This window comes from Klebsiella sp. KTE92 (assembly GCF_000398905.1).
Taxonomy (GTDB): domain Bacteria; phylum Pseudomonadota; class Gammaproteobacteria; order Enterobacterales; family Enterobacteriaceae; genus Klebsiella; species Klebsiella variicola.
The window spans coordinates 153,948-166,505 of record NZ_KB976100.1 but is presented as its reverse complement, the minus strand read 5'-3'; the positions used below and the strand labels follow the sequence as shown (position 1 = coordinate 166,505).

Genomic DNA, 12,558 nt, shown 5'->3' with positions numbered 1-12,558 from the left:
TTGCGCTTACCCGCCCTACCACTACGGCTCGGACCGTAGGTCAGGTAAGCGAAGCGCCGCCTGACAAATAAGTTTTCACCGCTGTAGAGGATGATCCCCATGGATGCCGTTAAAAAGAAACACTGGTGGCAAAGTCCGCAACTCACATGGTCTGTGATTGGCTTACTGTGCCTGCTGGTGGGTTACCTTGTTGTTTTGATGTACGCCCAGGGGGAGTACCTGTTCGCCATCATGACGCTGATTTTAAGCTCAGTTGGCCTGTATATTTTCGCTAATCGCAAGGCTTATGCCTGGCGCTATGTCTATCCCGGCCTCGCCGGCATGGGTCTGTTCGTCCTGTTTCCGCTGATCTGTACCATTGCCATCGCCTTCACTAACTACAGCAGCACCAACCAGCTGACCTTTGAACGTGCGCAGCAGGTGCTGATGGATCGCTCTTTCCAGGCTGGCAAAGCCTATAACTTCACGCTGATCCCGGCGGGGGACGAGTGGAAACTGGCCCTGACCGACGGCGAGAGCGGTAAAAACTACCTTTCCGACGCTTTTAAATTCGGCGGTGAGCAGAAGCTGGCGTTAAAAGAAACCAATGCCCTGCCGGAAGGCGAGCGCGTCAGCCTGCGCGTCATTACCCAGAACCGCACCGCGCTGAACCAACTGACCGCGGTGCTGCCGGATGACAGCAAAGTGATCATGAGCTCGCTGCGTCAGTTCTCTGGCACTCAACCGCTGTATACGCTTAGCGAAGATGGGGTGCTGACCAACAATCAGACCCACGTTAAATACCGCCCGAACAATGACGTAGGCTTCTACCAGGCTATTAACGCCGACGGCAGCTGGGGCACTGAAAAGCTGAGCCCGGGCTACACCGTGACGATCGGCTGGGATAACTTCACTCGCGTCTTCCAGGACGAAGGTATCCAGAAACCGTTCTTCGCTATTTTCGTCTGGACCGTGGTGTTCTCGGTGCTGACGGTGATTTTGACCGTGGCCGTGGGAATGGTGCTGGCTTGTCTGGTGCAGTGGGAAGCGCTGAAAGGCAAAGCAATTTACCGCGTCCTGTTGATTCTGCCGTATGCCGTACCGTCGTTTATTTCGATTCTGATTTTCAAAGGGCTGTTCAACCAGAGCTTTGGTGAAATCAATATGATGCTCAGCGCGCTGTTCGGCATTAAGCCGGCCTGGTTTAGCGACCCGACCACCGCGCGTACCATGATCATCATCGTCAATACCTGGCTGGGCTATCCGTACATGATGATCCTGTGCATGGGGTTGCTGAAGGCGATTCCGGACGATCTGTACGAAGCGTCGGCGATGGATGGCGCCGGTCCGTTCCAGAACTTCTTTAAAATTACGCTGCCGCTGCTGATCAAACCGCTGACACCGCTGATGATCGCCAGCTTCGCCTTTAACTTTAACAACTTTGTGCTGATTCAGCTGTTGACCAACGGTGGCCCGGACCGTCTCGGCACCACCACCCCGGCCGGTTATACCGACCTGCTGGTGAGCTACACCTATCGCATCGCCTTTGAAGGCGGCGGCGGTCAGGACTTCGGCCTGGCGGCGGCTATCGCAACGCTTATCTTCCTGCTGGTTGGCGCGTTAGCGATTGTGAATCTGAAAGCCACACGCATGAAGTTTGATTAAGGGAGATAACGATAATGGCTATGGTCCAACCCAAATCGCAGAAGCTACGTTTATTGACCACGCATCTCCTGCTACTGATTTTTATCGCGGCGATTATGTTTCCGCTGCTGATGGTTATCGCTATCTCGCTGCGCGAGGGTAACTTCGCCACCGGCAGCCTGATCCCGGATACCATCTCCTGGGAACACTGGCGTCTGGCGTTAGGCTTCAGCGTCGAACACGCCGATGGCCGCGTCACGCCGCCGCCGTTCCCGGTCCTGCTGTGGCTGTGGAACTCGATTAAGGTCGCTGGCATTACCGCGATCGGTATCGTCGCCCTTTCCACCACCTGCGCCTACGCTTTTGCCCGTATGCGCTTCCCGGGGAAAGCGACGCTGCTGAAAGGGATGCTGATTTTCCAGATGTTCCCGGCGGTGCTGTCGCTGGTGGCCCTGTATGCGTTGTTTGACCGCCTGGGCCAGTACATCCCGTTCGTCGGCCTCAACACCCACGGCGGCGTGATCTTCGCTTATATGGGCGGTATCGCGCTGCACGTCTGGACGATTAAAGGCTACTTCGAAACCATCGATGGTTCGCTGGAAGAAGCGGCGGCGCTGGATGGCGCGACCCCATGGCAGGCTTTCCGCCTCGTGCTGCTGCCGCTGTCGGTGCCGATTCTGGCGGTGGTGTTTATTCTGTCGTTCATCGCGGCCATCACCGAAGTGCCCGTCGCCTCGCTGCTGCTGCGCGATGTGAACAGCTATACCCTGGCGGTAGGTATGCAACAGTATCTCAACCCGCAGAACTATCTGTGGGGCGACTTCGCCGCTGCGGCGGTGCTCTCCGCCATCCCGATCACGGTCGTCTTCCTGCTGGCGCAGCGCTGGCTGGTTAACGGCCTGACGGCGGGTGGGGTGAAAGGTTAAGTTTTTTTTGTAACACCGGCCCCAAATTTCAGATGAGGGCCGACGGTCTAGCCGCAATACACGACCCCAACCGGGTATTGTCGCCGTCGCCCTCAGCTGAAAAAGTAAGGCCAATGCCACTGCTATCCTCAACTGGACCCTACATAAATTTTATTTGTGACTGTTGGTCAGCGGCCCTGGAGGCCGCTTTTTTTTATTCGCGTTTCAGGCGATTGGAGTTACACAGCCAGAGCGTAATCACCAGGATCAGGATCGCCGCGGAGTAAATCAGCACCGCCATCGGCGACTCATGGTCGATGATAATCAGGCGCACAATCGCGGTGATGCCGATATAGACGAAATAGCGCAGCGGGAAGTGGAACCCCGACTGAAAATACTTGACGATCAGCGCGATAAACTCGAAGTAGAGGAAGTAGACCACCAGACCTTCCACCAGCCGGTACTTACTGGTCGGCTCCGGGGTAAAGAGGACATCGGCCAGATGCAGCGTCTCTTTCCCGAGGAAGACGATCAAAATAATCCCCAGGCACAGCAGCCCAAGATTCAAAACCGTTTGCATCGCGGTGGCGATAAAATTCACCAGCGGACGATAAACCGACGACATAAATACCCCTCATCATTATGCTTCTTTGAGACCTGTATAACGCAAAAATGTGATCCAGATCGACATTATTCGCTAACTTTTTGCCACCACCGGCGAAGATGTAACAATCACAGTCCAGACGGACGGGTTAAAAAGGAAACAACCATGCTGAAGATTCGTACCGCACGCGCAGAGGATGCGGCTTTACTCAATGAAATGGGCAATGCCAGCTATCGCCATCACTTTGCTCACCTCTGGCATAACGCCGACGAGCTGGCGTGCTACCTGCAACAAGAGTATTCCCTGGCCTCGCTGCAACGCAGCCTGACCGATTCCCAGTGCTGTTGGTTGATTGCTGAAGCCCCCCACCCTGTCGGCTTTGCGAAATACGCCTGTCGTCAGGCGATAAGTCCTGAAGGTCCGTCCGGTACGCTGTTGCATAAGCTCTATCTGCTGCCTGACACAACGGGCCGACGCTACGGCGAGCAGATATTTCGCGCCGTCGAGGCGAGAGCAAAAGCGGCCGGTGAACGCTGGCTGTGGCTGGAAGTGCTCGCCGATAACCCCGCTGCGCGCCGCTTTTACGAACGTCAGGGCATGCAGCACGTGAAAGATGTCGCATTTCATTCCGCCAGCCAGCAAAGCACCTTACATATTCTGGCCAAACCGATCTGAGAGGCACTATGCATACCCTTCGGGAAACGGCGATCCGCAACGTCACCAGCGGTGAGAACGTGGTGATCTACCAGCCCGCCAACCTGTACGACTGTGTCCTTGGCGATAACGTCTTCGTTGGGCCGTTCGTTGAGATCCAGGGCAACACCCGCATCGGCGCGAACAGTAAAATTCAGTCCCATACCTTTATCTGCGAGTACGTCACCATCGGCCAGCGCTGCTTTATCGGTCACGGCGTGATGTTTGCCAACGACCTGTTTCGCGAGGGTAAACCAAACGCCGACCGCGCCAGCTGGGGGCGAATTGAGATTGGCGATGACGTGTCGATCGGCAGTGGCGCCACGATTCTGGCCGTCAGCATCTGCGACGGCGTGGTGATTGGCGCGGGCAGCGTGGTGACGAAGTCCATTACCGAGAAAGGGGTGTGGGCGGGAAATCCAGCCCGCCTGCTGCGGCGGCTGTAAAAAAAATGCCGACCTAAGGGTCGGCATTGCGTCTTAGCTGCGCAAGATTATGCGCGCCAGGCTTTATAACGGTTAATCAGGCCGTTAGTCGAGCTGTCGTGGCTGCTAACTTCGCTGCCGTCTTTCAGCTCCGGCAGGATGCGGTTAGCCAGCTGTTTGCCCAGTTCAACGCCCCACTGGTCGAAGGTGAAGATGTTGAGGATCGCGCCCTGGGTGAAGATTTTGTGCTCGTACAGGGCAATCAGCGCCCCCAGGCTGAACGGGGTGATTTCACGCAGCAGGATGGAGTTCGTCGGACGGTTGCCTTCAAACACTTTGAACGGCACCACGTGCTCCAGGGTCGCCGGATCTTTACCCTGATCGCGATATTCCTGCTCGACCACTTCACGGGATTTACCGAAAGCCAGGGCCTCGGTCTGAGCGAAGAAGTTGGACAGCAGCTTCGGATGATGGTCGGACAGCGGGTTGTGGGTGATGGCTGGGGCGATGAAATCGCACGGTACCATTTTGGTGCCCTGGTGGATCAGCTGGTAGAACGCGTGCTGACCGTTGGTGCCCGGCTCACCCCAGATGATCGGGCCAGTCTGGTAGTCTACCGCGTGGCCGTTACGGTCAACATACTTACCGTTGGACTCCATGTTGCCCTGCTGGAAGTAGGCGGCAAAACGGTGCATATACTGGTCGTACGGCAGAATCGCTTCGGTTTCTGCTCCGAAGAAGTTGTTGTACCAGATACCGATCAGCGCCAGCAGCACCGGCAGGTTTTTCTCCGCCGGGGTGGTGGAGAAGTGTTTATCCATCGCATGCGCGCCGGACAGCAGCTCAACGAAGTTGTCGAAGCCCACGGAGAGAATGATGGACAGGCCAATCGCCGACCACAGGGAGTAACGGCCGCCAACCCAGTCCCAGAATTCAAACATGTTGGCGGTGTCGATGCCGAACTCGCCAACCGCTTTCGCGTTGGTAGAAAGCGCCGCGAAGTGTTTGGCCACGTGCTTGTCGTCGCCCGCGGTCGCCAGGAACCAGTCGCGCGCGCTGTGGGCGTTGGTCATGGTTTCCTGAGTGGTGAAGGTCTTGGACGCCACCAGGAACAGGGTCGTTTCCGGGTTGACGTTCTTCAGCACTTCAGCGATGTGGGTGCCATCGACGTTGGAGACAAAGTGCATGTTGAGGTGGTTTTTGTACGGACGCAGCGCTTCGGTGACCATGAACGGACCGAGGTCGGAACCGCCGATACCAATGTTAACCACGTCGGTGATCGGTTTGCCGGTATAGCCTTTCCAGCTACCGGAGATAATCGCTTCTGAGAAGGTTTTCATCTTCTCCAGCACAGCGTTCACTTCCGGCATCACATCTTTGCCATCAACCACAATCGGCGTATTGCTGCGGTTGCGCAGCGCGACGTGCAGTACCGCACGGTCTTCGGTACGGTTGATCTTTTCGCCGGAGAACATCGATTTAATGGCGCCTGCCAGATCGGTCTCTTTCGCCAGATCCTGCAGTTTAGCCAGCGTCTCTTCGGTGATGCGATTTTTGGAGAAGTCCACCAGCATCAGATCGTCGAACGTCGCGGAAAACTTAGAAAAACGGTCGCTATCTTTGGCGAACAGCTCGCTGATAGTGACATCTTTCATTTCGTCGAAGTGTTTCTGTAATGCCTGCCAGGCAGAGGTCTGCGTTGGGTTGATGTTTTTCATTAGCAATACTCTTCTGATTTGAGATTGTGACTTCGGTCGATTGTAGCGCCGGTGACGGAAAATTGTGATGATTTTTGTGACTTGTCCCTGACGCCGGTCAGGAATCGGGTCAAAACGGAGTAAAAAGCCCCATTAGTATAGCTATCATAAGGCTTTTTTCTGTTAGCCGCAGGGGCATGAAAAATCCGCATAACCGCAGCGTTGACATAGCTGGTGTTAAGCCTTTATATATCCGCAGTGCTTACGTATTGGTAGGTATCTATTGCTCGCGCATTTCACGCTACAGCGAAAGGGTATTCGCGGGGGATATAATGTCCCTGTTCCCCCGGCCAGGTGAAAGACGTCGGTAATTGCCAGAAGAGGTGCGTTGCCCAGGTAACCGTATTGGAGGAACCAGTCCGGGGAAAATACGTGAGGGGGAGCAACGCCGAGGTGAAAGAGCGTCTGGTCACGCTCCTCACCGGCCACAGGGGCTGAATCCCCTGGGTTGTCACCAGAAACGTTCGCAGTCGGGCGTTTCATACCCGAACACCTCAGCGCCCAGAGCGGTGAGTCGGGTCTACAAGGTGGAGCACTTCTGGGTGACATCGTAGTTGTTTATCACTCTGCGCCACCCTGTTTATCGCTCTTCCCTTGTGCCATGGCTGAATAATTTGGCCTGGCTTATTAAGACATTTTGTTGCGATCCGGCGGCGTCCAGCCCCTGCCACGATCGGTGTTCAGGAATCGTTTTAATAAGTCAGGCCCCCTGACACGAGGTTGTTATGACAGATCTAGTCGTCGCCAAATTTGGCGGCACCAGCGTTGCCGATTTTGACGCTATGAACCGCAGCATCGATGTGGCGCTGCTCGATGCCAATACCCGTATTGTTGTGCTCTCCGCCTCCGCCGGCGTGACCAACATTCTGGTGGCCTTAGCGGGAGGGCTGGAACCCACCGAACGTTTTTCCCAGCTGGATGCTCTGCGCCAGATCCAGTTCAATATTCTGGAGCGTTTGCGCTATCCCAACGTGATCCGCGAAGAGATTGAGCGCCTGCTGGAAAATATCACGACGCTGGCGGAAGCCGCCGCGCTCGCCTCCTCGACCGCCCTGACCGACGAACTGGTCAGCCATGGCGAACTGATGTCCACCCTGCTGTTTGTAGAAATTCTGCGTGAACGCGGTATTCAGGCGCAGTGGTTTGACGCCCGTAAAGTGCTGCGCACTAACGATCGCTTTGGCCGCGCCGAACCGGACATCGCCGCCGTCGCCGAACTGACCCAGCAGCAGCTGGCGCCGCGCCTGGCGGAAGGCCTGGTGGTGACGCAGGGCTTTATCGGCAGCGAAGCGAAAGGCCGCACCACCACCCTCGGCCGCGGCGGTAGCGATTATACCGCCGCTCTGCTCGGCGAAGCGCTGAATGCCACCCGCGTCGATATCTGGACCGATGTGCCCGGGATCTATACGACCGATCCGCGCGTGGCGCCAGCGGCGAAACGCATTGACGTCATCGCCTTTGAAGAGGCAGCGGAAATGGCCACCTTTGGCGCCAAAGTGCTGCACCCGGCGACCCTGCTGCCCGCTGTGCGCAGCGATATCCCGGTGTTTGTCGGCTCCAGTAAAGAGCCTAAAGCGGGCGGTACGCTGGTGTGTAAAACCACCGAGAACCCGCCGCTGTTCCGCGCGCTGGCGCTGCGTCGCCGCCAGACGCTGCTGACGCTGCACAGCCTGAATATGCTGCACTCCCGCGGCTTCCTCGCCGAGGTATTCGGCATTCTGGCGCGCCATAACATCTCCGTCGATTTGATCACCACCTCCGAAGTGAGCGTGGCCCTGACCATGGATACCACCGGCTCAACCTCTGCAGGCGATACCCTGCTGACCCAGGCGCTGCTGACTGAACTCTCCTCGCTGTGCCGCGTGGAAGTGGAGGAAGACCTGGCGCTGGTGGCCCTGATTGGCAATGAGCTGTCGAAAGCCTGCGGCGTCGGCAAAGAGGTCTTTGGCGTCCTCGAGCCGTTTAATATCCGCATGATCTGCTATGGCGCCTCCAGCCATAACCTCTGCTTCCTGGTGCCTGGCGCCGATGCGGAGAAGGTGGTGCAGAAGCTGCATCACAATTTGTTTGAATAAAATTTCTTAGCACGATAAACAATACCTATAGCCGGGCTCGAACCCGGCTTTTTTATAACAACATCAACACAACCAGCGGACCTGCTCGCCGTCCCATCGGGATGGCGCGGCCCGGTTCGCGTATCGCAAGGAACACAACATGCTCGCAACTCTGACGCGGCTGTTCCCGTTATGGGCACTGCTGCTCTCCGTTCTGGCCTATTACACTCCCACCACCTTCACCCCAATTGGCCCATGGGTCACCACCCTGCTGATGCTGATCATGTTCGGTATGGGTGTGCATCTGAAGCTGGAGGATTTCAAACGCGTCCTGTCGCGCCCGGCGCCGGTCGCTGCAGGGATCTTTCTCCATTATCTGGTGATGCCGCTCGCCGCCTGGCTGCTGGCACTGCTGTTTCATATGCCGCCGGAGCTTTCCGCCGGGATGGTGCTGGTCGGCAGCGTCGCCAGCGGGACCGCCTCCAACGTGATGATCTTTCTTGCCAAAGGGGATGTGGCGCTGTCGGTGACCATCTCCTCGGTCTCCACCCTCGTCGGCGTCGTGGCGACACCGCTGCTCACCCGTCTGTACGTCGACGCGCATATTCAGGTCGACGTCATGGGCATGTTGCTCAGCATTCTGCAGATTGTGGTCATCCCCATCGCGCTGGGACTGATTGTCCATCATCTGCTGCCGAAGGTGGTGAAAGCGGTAGAGCCGTTCCTGCCCGCTTTCTCGATGGTATGCATACTGGCGATCATCAGCGCGGTGGTGGCGGGTTCCGCCGCCCATATCGCCTCCGTCGGCCTGGTGGTGATTATCGCGGTGATCCTGCATAACACCATTGGCCTGCTTGGCGGCTACTGGGGCGGACGTCTGTTTGGTTTTGATGAATCCACCTGCCGTACGCTGGCGATCGAGGTGGGGATGCAGAACTCTGGCCTGGCGGCCGCGCTGGGTAAAATTTACTTCGGCCCGCTGGCGGCGCTGCCAGGCGCGCTGTTCTCCGTCTGGCATAACCTGTCCGGTTCGCTGCTGGCCGGGTACTGGTCAGGAAAGCCTATCGCCAAAAAAGCCGACAAGCGCTGAGCGTGATACGTCCGGGCGCAGGCCCGGGCGTGTGCGTTATCCAATCTGCAAACGTACTGGTTTACCTAACTTCATTAACATCATGACTAACGCATCCAGGGTAAACTTACTGGTTTTCTGATTGACCACATCTGAAATACGCGGGCGCGAAATGCTCAACTTCGCGGCAGCATCGGCCTGCTTCAATTGATGTTCATCTATCCACTCAGCGATTTCCTGCATTAACTGTCGTTTAAGCGCCATCAACTGCTCAACTTCTTTTTCCGCTTGTCCCCGAAGCTGCTCTGCGTCAGCATCATCAAAGCCCAGTTCACTGAATATATTGCTCTCTTCAGAGGTCACATGACGAATACCATCCACCCTCTTACGATTCATTTATGACTCCTGTGTTCCTGCTGTATTACCTGCAAACGGTTTCTGACAATCTGTTTTTCGTGTTCGGCGGTACGTCGCGTCTTTTTGTTAAAACAGTGCAGGACATATATCGCCTCTGCAAAACGGGCCAGATAAATTACCCGATATGCACCGGAAAAGTGGCGCAGGCGGATTTCCTCAACGCCCCGCCCCAGTTGAGGCATCGCTTTCCAGTCCGCAGCCTCTAAACCCGACTGTAAACGATAAAGCTGGAATCCGGCATCTCTGCGGACGTCCTCAGGAAACTGGCGCAGATCGTCAAAGGAAGAGCCCATCCAGACGATACGCCTCATTCTCTGTTGCTGATTGAGCATACCACATCCTTGTATAAAATTTTATACATCCCCCGCCCAAAATTTGTCGTCGTTGGCCAGTAGGCGTGCCGTTACCCTAAGCCAGACCCGCGCACTGGTCACCAACGAGGGAAATATTCTGCGAGGCGCTTTCCGGATGCGTTCTATTTTGCGCTGATTGCCGTACACTGGGTGCTCTGGTCTGACTGAGGGCACCACCATGGCACTCCCCCGTATTACACAAAAAGAGATGACCGAGCGCGAACAGCGCGAATTGAAAACGCTGCTTGACCGCGCGCGCATTGCGCATGGCCGCCCGCTGAGCAATGCGGAAACGAACAGCGTGAAAAAGGAATATATCGATAAGCTGATGGCGCAGCGTGAAGCGGAAGCGAAGAAAGCCCGCCAGGTGAAAAAACAGCAGGCTTATAAAACGGATAAGGAAGCGACCTTTTCCTGGTCGGCGAATACGCCGACCCGCGGCAGGCGTTAACGCCCTTTCTTTTTACGTCCCGGCTGGGTGAAACGTTTCCCGTTAGCAGCCGGGCGGCCCTTATCGTTGCTATTTTCCATCTTCACCACCGGGCGCTTGATGCCGGGAGTCGCCGCTTTGGCCTTCGGCCTGGCTTTCGGCTTCGCTTCGGAAGAGGAGTTTTCAATCAGCTTGAACAGGTCGATCAACTCGTCATCGGTTAGATCACGCCATTCCCCCAAGGGGATCCCCGTCAGGCTCACGTTCATAATCCGCGTACGCTCAAGCTTCGTCACTTCATAGCCAAAGTGCTCGCACATACGACGGATCTGGCGATTCAGCCCCTGCACCAGAGTGATGCGGAAAACGAACGGCGCCTCTTTCTTCACTTTACATTTTTTCGTCACCGTCCCGAGAATCGGCACCCCCGCGCCCATCCCGCGAATGAACTCATCGGTCACTGGCTTATCGACCGTCACCAGATACTCTTTTTCATGGTCGTTGCCGGCACGCAGGATCTTGTTCACCAGATCACCGTGGTTGGTGAGGAAGATCAGCCCCTGAGAATCTTTATCCAGACGGCCAATAGGGAAGATACGCTTGCTGTGGTTGACGAAGTCGACAATATTGTCGCGTTCGCCATCTTCGGTGGTGCTCACAATACCGACCGGCTTATTCAGCGCAATCAGCACCAGATCATCCGCTTCACGCGGCTCAATCAACCGTCCGTTCACTTTGACCAGGTCACCAGGCTTCACCTGATCGCCAATGGTGGCGCGCTTGCCATTAATAAAGACGTTGCCTTGTTCAATAAAGCGGTCCGCTTCGCGACGCGAGCAGATGCCGCTTTCGCTGATGTATTTATTTAATCGGGTTGATGAGTCGGGCAGCATAGATTCTCCTGTAAAAGCGAAATATACCCTACCTTGTGGGCGAGAAAAAAGATGTGCCTTTGCGCCCTCCGGCGCAAGGTGTGATCGACTACGCCTTTTTTCACAAAAGTGTCCCGCTCAACGCCTGGCAACTTTGCATGATGAAATATCACAGAATCAGCGATTTAGCGTGCAATGCACAAAGGTGCCAACAACCCGCTATTGATAACGCAAATGTGCAAGATTATTCGCCAGATTAGGGTGATGAAATAAAAGAAAATCGCTTTAAACGGTGGCTCTAATAGGGTTATATCAGATCAACAGCACAAACCCGCGATTTGCACAAATGTGCAGGAGCCTGCAGATGACCATGGAAAACAGCGATGATATCCGGTTGATTGTCAAAATCGCCCAGCTCTATTACGAGCAGGATATGACTCAGGCGCAAATCGCTCGCGAGCTGGGGATCTATCGCACCACCATCAGTCGCCTGCTGAAGCGCGGCCGCGAGCAGGGCATTGTTACCATCGCCATCAACTATGACTACAATGAAAACCTGTGGCTCGAGCAACAGCTCAAGCAAAAATTTGGCCTGAAAGAGGCGGTGGTTGCCAGCAGCGATGGGCTGCTGGAAGAAGAACAGCTGAGTGCGATGGGCCAGCATGGCGCCCTGCTTGTCGATCGGTTGCTGGAGCCAGGCGATATCATCGGTTTTTCATGGGGCCGCGCCGTGCGTTCGCTGGTGGAGAACCTGCCGCAGGCCAGCCAGTCACGCCAGGTGATCTGCGTCCCCATCATCGGTGGACCTTCCGGTAAACTGGAGAGCCGCTACCATGTGAACACCTTAACCTACGGCGCGGCAGCCAGACTGAAAGCGGAATCCCACCTTGCCGATTTTCCAGCCCTGCTGGATAACCCGCTGATCCGCAACGGCATCATGCAGTCCCAGCACTTTAAAACCATCTCATCCTACTGGGACAGCCTGGATGTGGCGCTGGTGGGTATTGGTTCACCGGCCATTCGCGACGGCGCAAACTGGCACGCCTTCTACGGCAGCGAAGAGAGCGACGATCTCAACGCCCGCCACGTCGCCGGGGATATCTGTTCGCGTTTCTACGATATTAACGGCGGGTTAGTCGATACCAATATGAGCGAAAAAACCCTGTCGATCGAAATGGCGAAGCTGCGCCAGGCTCGCTATTCCATCGGCATCGCCATGGGGGAAGAGAAATACTCTGGCATTCTTGGCGCATTGCACGGACGCTATATTAATTGTCTGGTGACAAACAGAGAAACGGCTGAGTTATTACTGAAATAACACACAGGATATGATTTCACGCAGCACCCGCTGCGGGG

Annotated in this window: 13 protein-coding genes and 1 riboswitch; of the genes, 8 read left to right on the top strand and 5 right to left on the bottom strand. The window is 55.9% G+C overall.

Translation table 11 applies throughout. The features are described 5' to 3' along the window. Nucleotides 1-99: 99 nt before the first annotated feature. Both malF and malG read left to right on the top strand, forming a co-directional pair. Nucleotides 100-1,644 carry a maltose ABC transporter permease MalF gene (gene malF / locus A1WC_RS24065; protein ID WP_016160101.1) on the top strand — a complete coding sequence of 515 codons (1,545 nt, stop codon included), beginning with the start codon at nt 100-102 and terminating at the stop codon, nt 1,642-1,644. 14 nt (nt 1,645-1,658) lie between these two features. Further along, nucleotides 1,659-2,549: a maltose ABC transporter permease MalG gene (gene malG, locus A1WC_RS24070; protein ID WP_016160100.1), complete on the top strand. Its 891-nt coding sequence runs from the start codon at nt 1,659-1,661 to the stop codon at nt 2,547-2,549. 193 nt (nt 2,550-2,742) lie between these two features. On the opposite strand, the gene psiE is transcribed toward malG, so the two are convergent. Continuing rightward, nucleotides 2,743-3,153 carry a phosphate-starvation-inducible protein PsiE gene (gene psiE / locus A1WC_RS24075; RefSeq protein ID WP_004206282.1) on the bottom strand — a complete coding sequence of 137 codons (411 nt, stop codon included), beginning with the start codon at nt 3,151-3,153 and terminating at the stop codon, nt 2,743-2,745. 144 nt (nt 3,154-3,297) lie between these two features. On the opposite strand from psiE, the gene A1WC_RS24080 reads away from it, so the two are divergent. Continuing rightward, complete coding sequence (locus A1WC_RS24080) at nt 3,298-3,807, top strand: GNAT family N-acetyltransferase (protein ID WP_008807315.1); 510 nt, start codon at nt 3,298-3,300, stop codon at nt 3,805-3,807. Between the two features lie 8 nt (nt 3,808-3,815). Beyond that, on the top strand, nt 3,816-4,271 hold the full coding sequence (locus A1WC_RS24085; RefSeq protein WP_012543195.1) for an acyltransferase: 456 nt from the start codon (nt 3,816-3,818) through the stop codon (nt 4,269-4,271). Between the two features lie 47 nt (nt 4,272-4,318). On the opposite strand, the gene pgi is transcribed toward A1WC_RS24085, so the two are convergent. Beyond that, the gene (pgi, locus tag A1WC_RS24090; RefSeq protein ID WP_012543196.1) at nt 4,319-5,968 is read right to left on the bottom strand and encodes a glucose-6-phosphate isomerase; all 1,650 of its coding nucleotides are present in this window, start codon (nt 5,966-5,968) and stop codon (nt 4,319-4,321) included. Between the two features lie 349 nt (nt 5,969-6,317). Continuing rightward, nucleotides 6,318-6,553: riboswitch (Lysine riboswitch) on the top strand. Between the two features lie 179 nt (nt 6,554-6,732). Between pgi and lysC the strand changes: the two genes are divergently transcribed. Next, nucleotides 6,733-8,082 carry a lysine-sensitive aspartokinase 3 gene (gene lysC, locus A1WC_RS24095; protein ID WP_008807318.1) on the top strand — a complete coding sequence of 450 codons (1,350 nt, stop codon included), beginning with the start codon at nt 6,733-6,735 and terminating at the stop codon, nt 8,080-8,082. A 139-nt stretch (nt 8,083-8,221) separates the two neighbouring features. Beyond that, a complete protein-coding gene (panS, locus tag A1WC_RS24100) occupies nt 8,222-9,151 on the top strand; it encodes a ketopantoate/pantoate/pantothenate transporter PanS (protein ID WP_002884627.1) in 930 nt (309 codons plus the stop codon). A 36-nt stretch (nt 9,152-9,187) separates the two neighbouring features. On the opposite strand, the gene A1WC_RS24105 is transcribed toward panS, so the two are convergent. Beyond that, nucleotides 9,188-9,526, bottom strand: a complete 339-nt coding sequence (locus A1WC_RS24105; RefSeq protein WP_008807319.1) for a helix-turn-helix domain-containing protein — start codon at nt 9,524-9,526, stop codon at nt 9,188-9,190. Further along, a complete protein-coding gene (locus A1WC_RS24110) occupies nt 9,523-9,879 on the bottom strand; it encodes a type II toxin-antitoxin system RelE/ParE family toxin (RefSeq protein ID WP_016160099.1) in 357 nt (118 codons plus the stop codon). The genes A1WC_RS24105 and A1WC_RS24110 overlap by 4 nt, the downstream gene beginning before the upstream one ends. Nucleotides 9,880-10,078: 199 nt before the next feature. On the opposite strand from A1WC_RS24110, the gene A1WC_RS24115 reads away from it, so the two are divergent. Then, on the top strand, nt 10,079-10,351 hold the full coding sequence (locus tag A1WC_RS24115; protein ID WP_004177859.1) for a DUF3811 domain-containing protein: 273 nt from the start codon (nt 10,079-10,081) through the stop codon (nt 10,349-10,351). On the opposite strand, the gene rluF is transcribed toward A1WC_RS24115, so the two are convergent. After that, complete coding sequence (gene rluF, locus A1WC_RS24120; RefSeq protein ID WP_008807321.1) at nt 10,348-11,223, bottom strand: 23S rRNA pseudouridine(2604) synthase RluF; 876 nt, start codon at nt 11,221-11,223, stop codon at nt 10,348-10,350. The genes A1WC_RS24115 and rluF overlap by 4 nt on opposite strands. A gap of 349 nt (nt 11,224-11,572) precedes the next feature. Between rluF and A1WC_RS24125 the strand changes: the two genes are divergently transcribed. Continuing rightward, a complete protein-coding gene (locus A1WC_RS24125) occupies nt 11,573-12,520 on the top strand; it encodes a sugar-binding transcriptional regulator (protein ID WP_002884616.1) in 948 nt (315 codons plus the stop codon). Nucleotides 12,521-12,558: the final 38 nt, after the last annotated feature.

Coding starts and splice junctions, on each gene's coding strand:
- malF (WP_016160101.1), top strand. CDS start 100: ATGGATGCCGTTAAAAAGAAACACTGGTGGCAAAGTCCGCAACTCACA.
- malG (WP_016160100.1), top strand. CDS start 1,659: ATGGCTATGGTCCAACCCAAATCGCAGAAGCTACGTTTATTGACCACG.
- psiE (WP_004206282.1), bottom strand. CDS start 3,153: ATGTCGTCGGTTTATCGTCCGCTGGTGAATTTTATCGCCACCGCGATG.
- A1WC_RS24080 (WP_008807315.1), top strand. CDS start 3,298: ATGCTGAAGATTCGTACCGCACGCGCAGAGGATGCGGCTTTACTCAAT.
- A1WC_RS24085 (WP_012543195.1), top strand. CDS start 3,816: ATGCATACCCTTCGGGAAACGGCGATCCGCAACGTCACCAGCGGTGAG.
- pgi (WP_012543196.1), bottom strand. CDS start 5,968: ATGAAAAACATCAACCCAACGCAGACCTCTGCCTGGCAGGCATTACAG.
- lysC (WP_008807318.1), top strand. CDS start 6,733: ATGACAGATCTAGTCGTCGCCAAATTTGGCGGCACCAGCGTTGCCGAT.
- panS (WP_002884627.1), top strand. CDS start 8,222: ATGCTCGCAACTCTGACGCGGCTGTTCCCGTTATGGGCACTGCTGCTC.
- A1WC_RS24105 (WP_008807319.1), bottom strand. CDS start 9,526: ATGAATCGTAAGAGGGTGGATGGTATTCGTCATGTGACCTCTGAAGAG.
- A1WC_RS24110 (WP_016160099.1), bottom strand. CDS start 9,879: ATGCTCAATCAGCAACAGAGAATGAGGCGTATCGTCTGGATGGGCTCT.
- A1WC_RS24115 (WP_004177859.1), top strand. CDS start 10,079: ATGGCACTCCCCCGTATTACACAAAAAGAGATGACCGAGCGCGAACAG.
- rluF (WP_008807321.1), bottom strand. CDS start 11,223: ATGCTGCCCGACTCATCAACCCGATTAAATAAATACATCAGCGAAAGC.
- A1WC_RS24125 (WP_002884616.1), top strand. CDS start 11,573: ATGGAAAACAGCGATGATATCCGGTTGATTGTCAAAATCGCCCAGCTC.